This window comes from Dechloromonas sp. ARDL1, from assembly GCF_051122455.1.
In the GTDB taxonomy this organism is placed as follows: Bacteria; Pseudomonadota; Gammaproteobacteria; order Burkholderiales; family Rhodocyclaceae; genus Azonexus.
Window position 1 is genome coordinate 3,126,850 of sequence record NZ_CP168939.1, and the last position, 13,160, is coordinate 3,140,009.

Here is a 13,160-nt window from a genome sequence, read left to right on the forward strand (position 1 = left end):
GAAACGGGCTGCGCCGGCCCGCTGTGGGCTACGCGGCAAATCAGCGAAGCGGCGTATCCGGAAGATCGAGGTCGGGCAGGCCGTCGTCTCCGGCCTTGCTCTCGATGCGATAGGAGTCGCTGGCCCAGCAGCCAAGATCGATCTGCTTGCAACGTTCGGAACAGAACGGCCGCCACGGATTCTCGGGCGCCCACAGCGCATCCTCACCGCATTGCGGACAGCGGACCTTGCGCGCAGCCATCAGAGATTGCAGAAGGTGAGGTCGAAAGCGACATCGCGCTCACAGCCCCGGGCCTTGATTTCGCCGGCCGGCGGCTTGGTGAAGCGGATATTCAGGAAATACTTGTTGGCACTGACTTCGGGAATCGCCTGCTCGTCGGCAGCGACGGAAACGCGCACCATCTGCGCCGCCGAGCCCCCCAGATTGAGCTGAAACTGACCGAGCGCCGCGGTGTAGTTCTTCGGACGGCCGCTGGAACGCAACAGGCGCAGCACGATAGCCGCCGCGTCGCGCAAGGGAAGCATCGGCCTGGTCCAGGCTTCGAGCGCATCGCGACGCGTATCCAGCGGGCGGTGCAGCCACCAGTGATAGGACGGCAGGTCGAATTCGCAGACTCCGCCGGGAATCACGGCGCGGCTCTTGATGCTCATCAGCCAGTCGTTCTCGCGCAGGTACTGGCCGATCTTGCCGTGCATACCAAGCAAGGCCGCCGACGACTGCTCGATTTCGTAGAGCGCTCCGGACAGGGCCTCTTCGGAAATATCGGGGTTGTTGCGGAAGGCGAGCAGCGTCTGGCGCTGGCGCTCGAGTTCCTGAATCAGGTCCATCTTCAGGTCGGCGCGGCCGGCGACTTCGAGAATCTCGAACAGCGAAACCAAGGCCGCATGGTGCTCCAAAGCACCTTCTTCCTGCGTGAAATACGCGGCTTTCTCGAACAAATCCTCAAGACGCAGCAGGGTGCGGATGCGCTCGTTGAAGGGATATTCGTAGGTGATCACGCGAAAGACGGCCCGAAAGACGGAAAATTTTGTTTATTCTGAGCCATTTGCACTCAAATCTCAACAGCCAGCTTTAACTTTTTCGGCGGAAAGTAAGAGATATTTTTGATGCAGCTCGGCTACTTGCCGAACAATCCTGTCGCGCCCCTCGTCGTTCACCACCACATCATCCGCCGCCGCCAGCCGTTGCGCACGCGTCGCCTGCGCCGCCATGATCGCCAACACCTCCTCGCGCGCCATGCCATTGCGCGCCATGACCCGTTCCACCTGGAGGCTCTCGGGGCAGTCGACGACAACGACCCGGTCGCAACGCTCGCGGTAGTTGCCCGACTCGACAAGTAGCGGAACAGCCAGAATGACGTACGGTGAGCTCGCGGCTTGGCAACGCGCCGCCGACAGCGTTCGGATCAGCGGATGCAGCACCGCCTCGAGCCGCCCCCGAGCCGAAGGATCGGAAAAAACGTGCCGCCGCATCGCCGCGCGGTCGAGCGCCCCCGTGCTGCCGGCAATATCCGCTCCGAATTCGGCGATCAACGCCGGCATCGCGGCGCCGTTGGGGGCCGTCAGTTCATGCGCGATGGCATCGGTATCGACCAGCTGCGCACCGTGCGCAACGAACAGGTCGGCCACGGTGCTCTTGCCGCTGCCGATCCCGCCCGTCAGGCCGACGATGTAGCGACTCACTTGCAGGCCAGTGCGTCGGTTTTCTGCACGGCATCGGCCACTGCGGCGATGACTGCCGCCTTCTGGCCGACTGGCCCGCGCACCTGCAGGGTGACGACGGTTTCCTTGCTCGGACGCGGCCCGAAAACCGCCGAGCGGACGCCCTTGGCCTTCAGCTCCGCCAGCCGGTCGGCAGCCCCTTTCTCGGCACTGAAGATACCGAGCGAAATGGCATGCCGACTGGGGCCGTCCTGTACGATGAAAAAGTCGGAGACCCCCAGGTCGCGCAATTCCCCGGCTTTCTTGTCGGCCTCGGCCTTGCCCGGCAGCGACGGAATGTAGACCCACCAGCCGTTGCCCTCGGCCGCCGTCGCCTTGCGGCTCAGCTTGAATTCGGCAAAACGCTTGCCCATCATCGCCGCCACCTTGTCGCCTTCGGCCGGGGTCAGTTGCCGCCAGGCCAGGCAGACCGGCGTATCCGGCTTCTCCGGCGCCTCTTCCTTGGGCGTTTCCGCCTTGTTGTCGACTTCCGGCGTTGCCTCCGGCTTGGCAGACTCACCCTCGGGAGCGGGCGCCGAGTCGGGCTTGGCCAGAGGCTGAACAGCGGGCGCTTCGCCACGCGAAACAATGCGCAGGCGATCCGGCACGATCTGCTGCTCGACCCGGCCGGCATCCGGGTTGTCCGCATGGCCGAGGTAGCCGGCGGTGAAGGCGTAGAACAGCAGATTGCCGAGAACGAGCAGGAAAACCAGAACTTTCACGGAATCAGCCCACCTTCGGCAGGTGCTTCAGCGACTCGGCGATGGCTTCCTGCGGATATTCGTAGTCCTCCAGCTGGCCAGAGAAATACTTGTCGTAGGAAGCCATGTCGAAATGGCCGTGGCCGGTCAGGCAGAAGAGAATGGTCTTCGCCTCGCCTGTGGCTTTGCAGCGCAGGGCTTCGTCGATGGCGGCACGGATCGCATGGCAGGATTCCGGCGCCGGAATGATGCCTTCGGCGCGGGCGAACTGAACGCCGGCCTCGAAGGTCGCCACCTGCGGCACGGCCACCGCTTCGAGCAGTTTTTCGTGGAAGAGTTGCGACACCAGCGGCGAATCGCCGTGGTAGCGCAAGCCGCCGGCGTGGATGCCAGGCGGCATGAAGTCGTGGCCGAGGGTGTACATCTTCATGATCGGCGTGTAGCCCGAGGCATCGCCGTAGTCATAAGTGTAGGCGCCCTTGGTCAGCGTCGGGCAGGAGGTCGGCTCGACGGCGACGCAGCGCAGGTTGGCGGCGCGCTTGTCGCCGGCGGCCTTGTCGGCCAGGAACGGGAAGGCGATGCCGCCGAAGCTGGAGCCACCGCCGCACGGCCCGAAAATCACGTCCGGGTAGAGGCCGATCTTGTCGAACTGCTTCTTGGCTTCGAGGCCGATCACCGTCTGGTGCAGCAGCACGTGGTTGAGCACCGAGCCGAGCGTGTAGCAGGTATTCGGATCGGCCGCGGCTTCCTCGACCGCTTCCGAAATGGCCAGACCGAGCGAACCCTGGCAATCCGGATCGGCGGCCAGCGCGGCGCGCCCGGCGTTGGTCAGGTCGGTCGGGCTGGCGAAGACCTCGGCGCCCCAGGTCTGCATCATCGAGCGGCGGAAGGGCTTCTGGCCGTAGCTGACCTTGACCATGTAAACCCGCACCGGCAGGCCGAACATCTGGCCGGCATAGGCGATCGACGAGCCCCACTGGCCGGCGCCGGTTTCGGTGGTCAGCCTCTTGGTGCCGGCCAGCTTGTTGAAATAGGCCTGCGGCACGGCGGAGTTCGGCTTGTGCGAGCCGGCCGGCGAGACACCTTCGTATTTGAAGAAAATCTTGGCCGGGGTGCCGAGCATCTGCTCCAGGCGCAGGGCGCGACAAAGCGGCGCCGGGCGCCACTGGGCATAGATCTGGCGAACATCCTCGGGGATCGGAATCCAGCGTTCGGCGCTCATTTCCTGTTCGAGGATGGGATCGGGAAAGATCGCCCCCATCACTTCCGGCGGAACCGGGTTGCCATCCGGACCGAGGGGCGGCGCTGGCGGATTGGTCATGTCGGCGACAACGTTGTACCAATGGGTAGGAATGTCGTCCTGATCAAGATTGATGCGAAGCGGCGTCATGCTGGTCTCTCTCCCTGCTATTCGATATTTTTAGAAAAGCGCTAAATTACTCCAAAAGGGCGCCAATCCCAAGCCGACGGCATGTTGGCGGCCGCGCCCCCGCGCCGGTTTCCCGGCAGAGCGCAGCGCTTGCCGGCGACTGCGGTAAAGTGTGGCCTGCCCACCGTTTCCCCTGCGCATGACAACCGTCCCCTTGCTCGATCTTTCACCCCATCCCGCCGTCGCCACCACCCAGCCGGGTCCGGTACGGGCAGCGGCCCATCTGGCCGCCGACGGGGGGCTGACACTCGATTACCGCATCGACGCGCCGGCCGGCAGCTTGCTGCTGCCACCCCCGGCGGCCCCCGTCTTCACCGACGAACTCTGGCAGCACACCTGCTGCGAAGCCTTTGTCGCCGCAGTAGGCGGCTTGGCCTATCGCGAATTCAACTTCTCGCCTTCGGGTGCCTGGGCCGTCTATGACTTCAGCGACTACCGGCAGCGGATCACCACCCCGATCCCCGCCACCGGCCCGCTGATCGCCTGCCAGGCGGACGCCCAAGGCCTGACGCTGCGCGCCACGCTGCCCGCCGCCCTGCTCCCGGTCACCGACACCTGGCGGATCGGCCTCACGGTCGTCCTCGAATCGGTCGATGGCCAAAAATCCTGGTGGGCGCTCGCGCACACGGCCGACCGCCCCGACTTTCACCCGCTCGCCAGCTTCACGCTCACCTTGAACCGCAACGCATCATGACCCACGCCATTCAATTCGGCATCGACCGCCTGCTTGCCGAACCCGAACTCCGCCGTCCGCTGGCCGGCCGCCGCATCGCCCTGCTCGCCCACCCGGCGTCCGTCACCGCCGACCTGACGCACAGCCTGGACGCCCTGGCGGCGCTGCCCGACCTGCAACTCTGCGCCGCTTTCGGCCCACAGCACGGCATCAAGGGCGACAAGCAGGACAACATGGTCGAATCGCCCGATTACGTCGATCCGCAATTCGGCATCCCGATTTTCAGCCTGTACGGCGAGGTGCGCCGGCCCACCGCCGCCATGATGGACGCCTTCGACGTGCTGCTGGTCGACCTGCAGGATCTCGGCTGCCGCATCTACACCTTCATCACCACACTGCGCTACGTACTCGAGGCGGCTGCCGAGCACGGCAAGAGCGTCTGGGTGCTCGACCGCCCCAACCCGGCCGGTCGGCCGGTCGAGGGCCTGAGCCTGCGCGCCGGCTGGGAAAGCTTCGTCGGCGCAGGACCGATGCCGATGCGCCACGGCCTGACGATGGGCGAACTGGGCGACTGGTTCATCGCGGAACTGGGCCTGGACGTGGATTACCGCGTCATCGAGATGCGGGGCTGGCAGCCGGACGCCGCGCCCGGTCACGGCTGGCCGCTCGGCGAACGCACCTGGATCAACCCCAGCCCCAACGCCCCCAATCTGTGGATGGCACGCGCCTACGCCGGCACCGTAATGCTCGAAGGCACGACCCTGAGCGAAGGCCGTGGCACGACCCGGCCGCTGGAAATTTTCGGCGCGCCGGACATCGACGCCCACACGCTCATCGCCGACATGCAGGCGCTCGCGCCGCACTGGCTCGCCGGCTGCAAATTGCGCGAAATCTGGTTCGAGCCGACCTTCCACAAGCATGCCGGCCAGCTCAACCATGGCGTGCAGATTCACTGCGAAGGCCCCTACTACGACCATACCGCCTTCAAGCCATGGCGCATCCAGGCGCTCGCCTTCAAGGCCATCCGCCGACGCTATCCGGATTACCCGCTGTGGCGCGACTTCGGCTACGAATACGAGTTCGACCGCCTGGCCATCGACCTGATCAATGGTTCGCCACTGCTGCGCGAGTGGGTCGACGACACGGCGACTGGCCCGGACGATCTCGAACGACTGGCCGTGGCCGACGAGGCACATTGGTGCTTGGTACGCAACGCCCATCTGCGCTATGGCCCGGACCTCCCATCACGCTAGCGACCAAGCCATCAATTGTTGCTAATATGACATATTGAGGTTGACCGTCATATCGACACGAGGCTGGCTTGCCCTATCGTTACCGCTTTTTCCCGAAAAACTGGATATGTCACATTGTTGCGGCAATCCTGCTGTGCATGGGCATGAGGGGGGCCGTGGGAGAGGAGATCAGCGCGACGGCTCCAGCCGCGAAAACGCCTGCCCGCTTCGGCGTGCTGGCTTACCGGCCGATCGCCGAGACCGCTGCGCGCTGGCAACCGCTGATTGATCACCTCAACAACACGCAGCTTAAGCGGCCGCTCGTTCTGGCCCCCCTGCACTATGAAGAACTTGCCGACGCGGTCAAGAACAAGCAGGTCGATTTTGTCCTCACGCAACCGGTTCATTACGTCCAACTGGCGCAGGAACAGGATTTGCCATCTCCTCTGGCCACCCTGATCGAGCGCGTTGGCGATACGCACCTGGCCACTTTTGGCGGCGTCATCCTGAGCCGCAGCGACCGCCGCGACATGCAGCGCCTTGGCGACCTGCGCGGCAAACGCATCGCAACCAGCAGCCGCACCTCGCTCGGCAGCTACCTGATGCAGGCCTATGAGCTGCATCTTGTCGGCATCGAACTGCCACGGGATGCGCAGGTCGTCGAAACCGGCCAACCACAGGACAGGGCCATCGAGGAGGTGCTCGCCGGCCGGGTAGACGCAGCCTTTGTCCGCACGGGGGTCATCGAGAGCATGCAACGGGAAGGAAAGCTCGATCCGTCGCAAATTCACATCATCAACCGGCAGTCCGCCGAGCGCTACCCACAGGCCCTGTCGACCCGCCTCTACCCGGAATGGCCGGTTGCCGCCATGCCGTGGACCGACGACGACCTGGCCCGGCAGGTTGCCGCCACCCTCCTATCCCTGCCGGACAACAGTCTGGCGGCGCAGGCCGCGCAAATCCACGGTTTCACGGTCCCGGGAGATTACCGGCCGGTGGACAGGCTGATGCAACAGTTTCGTCTCCCCCCCTTCGACAGCCCCCCGCAATTCACCTGGGTCGATGTCGCGCGGCAGTATGGTATTGGGATCGCGCTCGCGACCGTCATTGGCATGATGGTTCTGTTATTGATCGTCCTTGGCCTCTTGCGCAATGTCCGCAAGCTCAAGGCCGAACGCGCCCGCACAGCCAGCGCCCTGGCCCGGGTGCAAAGCGCCGAAACCCGCTTTCGCACGATTTTCGAGAATGTCGACGCCCTGGCCATCCAGGCCTATTCGCCTGACGGCACCATTCACTACTGGAACCAAGCCTCGGAAAAGGTCTACGGCTATACGGCGGCGGAAGCCCTCGGCAAGTCGCTGTTCGACCTGATCATCCCCTCCGCCATGCGCAGCGATGCCAAGGAGGCCGTGCGCTGGATGTTCGAAAACATGATGGGCATCCCAGCCGGTCGGCTGACCCTGATGCGCAAGGATGGCAGCCCGATCGACGTTTACTCCAGCCACGCCATCGTCGACGCAGCCGACACCGGGCCGGTGATGTACTGCCTGGACATCGACCTGAGCGAACTGTCGCGTACCGAGCAGGCCCTGCTCCACAGCGAATCGAAACAACAGATGATCCTGCGCACACTGGGCGAAGGTGTGTACGGCACCGACATCGACGGCATATGCACCTTCATCAACCCCGCCGGACTAGCCTTGCTCGGCTACACGGAAGACGAGGTTATCGGCCGCGACACGCATGCGCTTTTCCATCACCATCGCGCTGACGGCAAAGCTTTCCCGTGTGACGAATCAGCACTGCTGCATACCATCCGCGACGGCCAGACCCGACGCAACGACGACTACTTCTGGTGCAAGGATGGCAGCGGCTTTCCCGCCCGCGTGACCGTCTCGGCGATTACCCGCAATGGTGCCACAGTCGGCGCGGTCACCGCCTTTTCAGACATCCGCGAAAGCCAGCGCATCACGCGCGAACTGGAGCTGCACCGCAATCATCTTGAAGAGCAGGTCCGGCAGCGTACCGAGCAGCTCGAGGTTGCCCGCCTCGGTGCCGAAGCATCCAGCCGTTCTAAGAGCGCCTTCCTGGCCAACATGAGCCACGAGATCCGCACGCCGCTCAACGCCGTGCTGGGCATGGTTCACCTGCTGCGCCGCGATGCGCCGACCCTCGAACAACTCGATCGCCTGGACAAGATCGACTCCGCCTCGCAACACCTGCTGGCGGTCATCAACGACATCCTCGACATCTCGAAAATCGAGGCTGGCAAGCTGGTCCTCGACGAAACGACGGTCGACATCCGGAGCATCCTGCTGCGCGTCGTTTCCGTGCTTGGCGAACGCGCCCGCGAGAAAGGGCTGGAATTGCTGATCGAGTCCGACGAATTCAAGCATTCGCTGATCGGCGACCCGACCCGTATCTCGCAGTGTCTGATCAATTTTGTCGGCAATGCGATCAAGTTCACTGAAAAGGGCCGGATATGCATCCGTGCCAGGCGCATAACCGAGGACGATGAGCAGGTGGAAATCCGGTTCGAGGTCGAGGATACCGGCCCGGGCATTCCCGAAGAATCCATCGCCCGTCTCTTCAAGAACTTCGAGCAGGCGGACAGTTCGACCAGTCGAAAATTCGGCGGCACGGGCCTCGGCCTCGCCATCACACGTCGCCTGGCCGAATTGATGGGCGGAACGGTCGGCGTTACCAGCACGGTCGGACAAGGCAGCCGTTTTTGGTTTACCGCTCGGCTGAAACCCAATGAGGAAGCCCTGGAATCCCTGCGCTCGACCATTGCCGGACTCACGCCGGAAGCCATCCATTCCACGCTGGCCGGTCGCCACGTCCTGATTGTCGAGGATGAGTTCATCAACCAGGAGATCGCCCGCGAACTGCTCGCCGAACTGGGCGTCACCGCCGACACGGCCGGAAATGGCGTGCAGGCCATCGAACTGATCCAGCGCCAGCCCTACGATCTGGTATTGATGGACATGCAGATGCCTGAAATGGACGGCCTGGAAGCCACGCGACGCATCCGGGCGATGCCGGAATTCATGCTGCTGCCCATCATCGCGATGACGGCCAATGCCTTCGCGGAAGACCGCGAACGTTGCTTGGCGGCCGGCATGAACGATTTCCTGACCAAGCCCGTGGAGCCGGACGAGCTGAAGTCGCTGCTCCTGCGTCAGCTCGGCATCTGAGCGGTCCGCCCGATCTGCGCCAAGACCTGCCGAGCCGCGACAACGCCGCGATACTGCGCCTCCTCGAACAAGGAAAAGCCCGACAGGTCGGCATGCGCCAGGAAAATGCGGGGGTGCCGGAAATTCGCCAGCCGCTCGCGCTGGCCGTCGAACAAGGCGCCGGGCACCGGCCGGCGCATGGCGTGGGCATTGCGGAAAACGTCAAGGCGCGTGGTCAGGCGGCGAATATCCGGATGTACCCGCTCGAGCTCGGCCAGGATGCCCTCGGCCCATGCTTCGCGCGGCGTTTCCAGCAGCAGGCGGCGCCCCTCGGCCGGGGTCACGTCGTTGAGTGCCCGATAGTAAGTGAATACCGTTCCGGCCTGGTGGCGACGCATCAGTTGATGGCTGGCCGTCACATAGCCTAATCCCGGGCTGTCGTAGAACACGTTGTCCCATGCCGGTGGCGCGCCATAGCGCTCCTCCGGCCACGACGACAGATGCAGGTTCGCCGTCAGCCAGGGCGCGTAGTCGCCCGCCCGGGCTGCCGCCCTCAGTTCGCCCGGCATCGCCGGCCAGGCGTGGGGCAGCACGAATGCCGGCGCGGCCCAGATCAACTGCCGGGCCTGGTAGCGCACCATGCGCTCGCCGATCAAGACATCGGCTCTGACGCCGGCCTTGCCTTCCTCGATGCGCACCACTGCAGCGCCGCAGGCCAGGCGCTCGCCGACGGCCTTCGCCAAGCCGCGCACCAGCCAGCCGTTACCGTCCGCCGCGGTCAGGACGGTATCGCTGGCCGCGTTGCCGGCTTCGCCGTTGCGACAGGCAAAATAATGCAGCCCGGCCCAGGCCGAGGTCTGCGCGTAATCACAGCCGTAATCGTCGCGGCAGGCGTAATTGGCCAGCCAGTGCAGTGTGGGCGCCGTAAAGCCGTTGTCGAGCAACCACTGCCGGAAAGACAGGCGGTCCAGCAAGCGCCACTCGGCATCAGCGCTGGAAAGGGCCATGGGCAGGGCGAAAACGCGACGCCCATCGCGCCCGCGCAGCCGCTTCAGTTCGTCCATACGCGCCTGGAAATCATGCTGCTGGGCACGCTCGCCGGCATTCAGGCCGCGATGCGGCAACAAGCCCTCCTCCCAGAGTCCGTCGCGATAGACGCGCTCCTGTGGCGTGGCGCATAGATAGCGTTCGTCGTAGGTCGGCCGAGGTGCGGACGGGTCGCCTTGCAAAACTCCCAGTTCGGCCAACAGCTCGCGCACGAGCACGGCTTCCGGACCGGGCAAGGGCAGGTAGTGAGCCCCCCATGGATAGGCAGTCATCGGCGATTGCCCGCCCCGCGAGTTTCCCCCCGGGACATCATCAATCTCCAGCACCGTGAAATCGTCGTAGCCGTGGCGCGCCAGCCACCACCCGGCGGAGAGGCCCGAGATGCCGCCGCCGACGATCAGGGCGCCGGTCTGCCGGGTAGCCGTCGGCGGCGGCAGCACCGCATTGCGCAAACGATGGCCGCGCGCCATGTTCATACCGAGCAGATCGCCCGGTGGCAACGGTGGTTTTCCTGAGGGAACGCAGCCGGCCAGGGCGGCCGCCCCGACGCTAGCCAGAAACTCCCGCCGGCTAGTCAAATTTCCGCAACGACAGGCTGACCGACAGCTGCGCGCCCAGCCAACCGAGAAATGCTCCCAGGCCGGCCAGTACGGCAATCTCGCCGGCCGCGGGCTGGCGGAAGGCAAAGGCGCTGCCGTAGAGCGCCGCCAGCTCGCCGACCGGCGCCGCCAGCAGGTACAGCCCGCCGACGACCAGCGCAGCGGCCAGCAAGCCGCCCAGAGCCCCCTGCAGGGCGCCGAAGTAGTAGAACGGCCGACGAATAAAGCCATCGGTCGCGCCAATCATCCGTGCCACCTCGATCTCGGCCGACTGGGCCATGACCTGCAGGCGGATGGTGTTGAAGGTGACGGCGACCAGACCAGCGGCGAAGAGGCCGGCCAGCATCCACAGCGCCAGTTTGCCGAGGCGCAGGAATGCGTCGAAGCGCTTGATCCAGGCCGAATCGAGCTGGACGTGGGCGACCTTGGGCCAACCGGCGATTTCCTTGCGCATGATCTCCAGCGCCTCCGGCTCGGTGTTCTTCGGCTCGACGATGAAGGCATCGGGCAAGGGGTTGCGCGGCAGGCTGGCGACGATTTCGGCCATGCCCTCGCTGGCCTGCATGCGTTTCAGCGCCTCCTCCCGGGGAACGAAACGCCACTTGCCGGCCGATGCCGAACGCAGGCGGTTTTCAATTTCAGCAACATCCTTCTTGCCTGCATCCAGGTTCAGAAAGAGGCTGATTTGCTGCACGCCGGTCGCGTTGCGCCCAAGATCACGCAGATTGTCGAGAGCGATGTAGCCGAAGGCCGGCAGGGTCAGGGCAATGCCGATGACGAGCAGCGACAGCAAGGTATTGAGGGGCGAGGCAAGCAGGCGGCGGAAGGCCAACCCGAGTGCGGCACGGTGTTGGGAGAACCAGGCGTTCATGCGACCACCCTCCCGTGATCCAGGCGCAACACATTGGGGTGGTAGCGCTCGATCCAGGTCTGGTCGTGCGTGGCGACGACCACGGTGACGCCGACGCGATGAAAGTCGGCAAAGATTTCGAGGATTTCGGCAGCCGATTCGCTGTCGAGATTGCCGGTCGGTTCATCGGCGATCAACACCGTTGGCCGATTGACCACGGCGCGGGCAATGGCCAGCCGTTGCTGTTCGCCGCCGGACAGCGCAATCGGATTGGCCTTCTCGCGCGCCAGCAGGCCCACCTTGTCGAGCGCCGCCCGCCCCCGGCGCACCGCCTCACGATGCGGCAAACCGGCGATCTGCAGCGGCAGCAAGACGTTATCGAGCGCACTGCGGTCGAACAGCAGCTTCTGATCCTGGAAAACCATCCCGAAATGCCGGCGCACGTGTGGCATGGCGCTGCGCCGCAGGGCGGTCAGGTTCTGGCCGTTGACCACCAGGCTGCCGGAAGTCGGCCGCTCGATGGTCGAGATCAACTTGACCAGCGTGGTCTTGCCGGCGCCAGAATGACCGGTGATGAGGACCATCTGGCCGGCCTCGATGCGGAAGCTGGCATCCTTGACGGCCTCAAGGCCGCCTGGATAGCGCTTGGTCAGGTTGCTCGCTTCGATCATTGGTCGAACAGCGCGTCCACGAAGTCCTTGGCGGAGAAGGGGCGCAGATCGTCGATCTGCTCGCCGACGCCGATGAAGCGGATCGGCTTCGGGCATTGCCGGGCGATGCCGAGTACCACGCCGCCCTTGGCCGTTCCGTCGAGCTTGGTCAGGACCAGGCCGGTCACGTTGATCGCCTTGTCGAAGGCCTTGACCTGCTGCAGCGCATTCTGGCCGATGTTGGCGTCGAGGACGAGCAAGGTCTCGTGCGGGCCTTCCGGCTCGATCTTCTGTATGACGCGGCGCACCTTGGCAATTTCCTCCATCAGGTGCAGCTGGGTCGGCAGACGGCCAGCCGTATCGGCGAGCACGATGTCGATACCGCGCGCCTTGGCGGCAGCAATGGCGTCGTAGATCACCGCCGCCGGGTCGCCGGATTCCTGGGCGATGACCGTGACGTTGTTGCGCTCGCCCCAGGTTTGCAGCTGCTCGCGTGCAGCGGCGCGGAAAGTATCGCCGGCAGCCAGCAGTACACTCTTGCCCTGGGTCTGGAAATACTTGGCCAGCTTGCCGATCGACGTCGTCTTGCCTGCGCCGTTCACGCCGGCAATCATGATCACGTAGGGCTTGTGGGTCGTGACGTCGAGCGGTTGCTCGAGCGGCTTGAGCGTTTCCAGCAGTGCATCGGCCAACGCCTTCTGGATAGCCTCGGGGGTTTCCAGCTTGTCGCGCTTGGCGGCTTTCTTCAGTTCGTCGAGCAGGTGGGTGGTCGCCTCGATACCGACATCGCTGGTCAGCAACAGAGTTTCCAGCTCTTCCAACAGTTCGTCGTCGACCTTGCCGCGCGAAAAAATGGTTTTAAGCTTGCCGCCCCACTGGGCGCGGGTCTTGGCCAGCCCCTGGAACAGGCGTTCGCGCCATGAAGGTTTGGGGGCCTCGGCAGGAGCGGCGGCAGCCGAAACTTCCGGCTTGGCGTCGGACGAGGTTTTTTTCAGGAAACTGAACATGGGAAAGTTGGTCTCAAGCCTTGCTGACAGGCGGGCGGCTAGCCGTTAAGATGCCGTCCGGTTGGATGCAAAATCAGCCGCAAATTCTAGCAGAA

At 64.5% G+C, this 13,160-nt stretch carries 12 protein-coding genes; 3 read left to right on the forward strand and 9 right to left on the reverse strand.

Annotated elements, in window-relative coordinates; genetic code table 11:
* Nucleotides 1-40: 40 nt before the first annotated feature.
* Genes AB6Q56_RS15515 through AB6Q56_RS15535 form a run of 5 tightly spaced genes read right to left on the reverse strand, consistent with a single transcriptional unit; the run spans nt 41 to nt 3,792 of the window.
* Entirely contained in the window at nt 41-241 is a 201-nt protein-coding gene (locus AB6Q56_RS15515) for a DNA gyrase inhibitor YacG (protein WP_434513978.1), read from the reverse strand.
* The gene (zapD, locus tag AB6Q56_RS15520; RefSeq protein WP_434513979.1) at nt 241-999 is read right to left on the reverse strand and encodes a cell division protein ZapD; all 759 of its coding nucleotides are present in this window, start codon (nt 997-999) and stop codon (nt 241-243) included. Before zapD ends, AB6Q56_RS15515 begins: the two co-directional genes overlap by 1 nt.
* 60 nt (nt 1,000-1,059) lie before the next feature.
* On the reverse strand, nt 1,060-1,683 hold the full coding sequence (gene coaE, locus AB6Q56_RS15525) for a dephospho-CoA kinase (protein WP_434513980.1): 624 nt from the start codon (nt 1,681-1,683) through the stop codon (nt 1,060-1,062).
* The gene (locus AB6Q56_RS15530; RefSeq protein ID WP_434513981.1) at nt 1,680-2,423 is read right to left on the reverse strand and encodes an SPOR domain-containing protein; all 744 of its coding nucleotides are present in this window, start codon (nt 2,421-2,423) and stop codon (nt 1,680-1,682) included. Before AB6Q56_RS15530 ends, coaE begins: the two co-directional genes overlap by 4 nt.
* Nucleotides 2,424-2,427: 4 nt before the next feature.
* Nucleotides 2,428-3,792 (reverse strand): TrpB-like pyridoxal phosphate-dependent enzyme, encoded by a 1,365-nt coding sequence (locus tag AB6Q56_RS15535; protein WP_434513982.1) that lies wholly within the window; start codon nt 3,790-3,792, stop codon nt 2,428-2,430.
* 178 nt (nt 3,793-3,970) lie between these two features.
* On the opposite strand from AB6Q56_RS15535, the gene AB6Q56_RS15540 reads away from it, so the two are divergent.
* The 3 genes from AB6Q56_RS15540 to AB6Q56_RS15550 all read left to right on the forward strand — a co-directional run bounded on the left by AB6Q56_RS15540 (nt 3,971) and on the right by AB6Q56_RS15550 (nt 8,933).
* On the forward strand, nt 3,971-4,525 hold the full coding sequence (locus tag AB6Q56_RS15540; protein ID WP_434513983.1) for a DOMON-like domain-containing protein: 555 nt from the start codon (nt 3,971-3,973) through the stop codon (nt 4,523-4,525).
* Complete coding sequence (locus AB6Q56_RS15545; protein WP_434513984.1) at nt 4,522-5,757, forward strand: exo-beta-N-acetylmuramidase NamZ family protein; 1,236 nt, start codon at nt 4,522-4,524, stop codon at nt 5,755-5,757. The genes AB6Q56_RS15540 and AB6Q56_RS15545 overlap by 4 nt, the downstream gene beginning before the upstream one ends.
* 68 nt (nt 5,758-5,825) lie before the next feature.
* A complete protein-coding gene (locus AB6Q56_RS15550) occupies nt 5,826-8,933 on the forward strand; it encodes a PhnD/SsuA/transferrin family substrate-binding protein (RefSeq protein WP_434513985.1) in 3,108 nt (1,035 codons plus the stop codon).
* Here AB6Q56_RS15550 and AB6Q56_RS15555 read toward each other — a convergent pair.
* The 4 genes from AB6Q56_RS15555 to ftsY form a co-directional block, all read right to left on the reverse strand.
* Nucleotides 8,918-10,459, reverse strand: coding sequence for an NAD(P)-binding protein (locus tag AB6Q56_RS15555; protein ID WP_434513986.1), 1,542 nt, complete (start codon nt 10,457-10,459; stop codon nt 8,918-8,920). The two genes, AB6Q56_RS15550 and AB6Q56_RS15555, sit on opposite strands and share 16 nt — an antisense overlap.
* A 70-nt stretch (nt 10,460-10,529) precedes the next feature.
* On the reverse strand, nt 10,530-11,429 hold the full coding sequence (gene ftsX, locus AB6Q56_RS15560; protein WP_434513987.1) for a permease-like cell division protein FtsX: 900 nt from the start codon (nt 11,427-11,429) through the stop codon (nt 10,530-10,532).
* Nucleotides 11,426-12,079 carry a cell division ATP-binding protein FtsE gene (locus AB6Q56_RS15565; protein WP_434513988.1) on the reverse strand — a complete coding sequence of 218 codons (654 nt, stop codon included), beginning with the start codon at nt 12,077-12,079 and terminating at the stop codon, nt 11,426-11,428. The genes ftsX and AB6Q56_RS15565 overlap by 4 nt, the downstream gene beginning before the upstream one ends.
* Nucleotides 12,076-13,065: a signal recognition particle-docking protein FtsY gene (ftsY, locus tag AB6Q56_RS15570; RefSeq protein ID WP_434513989.1), complete on the reverse strand. Its 990-nt coding sequence runs from the start codon at nt 13,063-13,065 to the stop codon at nt 12,076-12,078. The genes AB6Q56_RS15565 and ftsY overlap by 4 nt, the downstream gene beginning before the upstream one ends.
* Nucleotides 13,066-13,160 lie beyond the last annotated feature (95 nt).

Excerpts from the sequence above, each read along its gene's own strand:
- ftsX (WP_434513987.1), bottom strand. The coding sequence starts at position 11,429 with ATGAACGCCTGGTTCTCCCAACACCGTGCCGCACTCGGGTTGGCCTTC.
- AB6Q56_RS15545 (WP_434513984.1), top strand. The coding sequence starts at position 4,522 with ATGACCCACGCCATTCAATTCGGCATCGACCGCCTGCTTGCCGAACCC.
- AB6Q56_RS15515 (WP_434513978.1), bottom strand. The coding sequence starts at position 241 with ATGGCTGCGCGCAAGGTCCGCTGTCCGCAATGCGGTGAGGATGCGCTG.
- AB6Q56_RS15565 (WP_434513988.1), bottom strand. The coding sequence starts at position 12,079 with ATGATCGAAGCGAGCAACCTGACCAAGCGCTATCCAGGCGGCCTTGAG.
- ftsY (WP_434513989.1), bottom strand. The coding sequence starts at position 13,065 with ATGTTCAGTTTCCTGAAAAAAACCTCGTCCGACGCCAAGCCGGAAGTT.
- AB6Q56_RS15540 (WP_434513983.1), top strand. The coding sequence starts at position 3,971 with ATGACAACCGTCCCCTTGCTCGATCTTTCACCCCATCCCGCCGTCGCC.
- AB6Q56_RS15535 (WP_434513982.1), bottom strand. The coding sequence starts at position 3,792 with ATGACGCCGCTTCGCATCAATCTTGATCAGGACGACATTCCTACCCAT.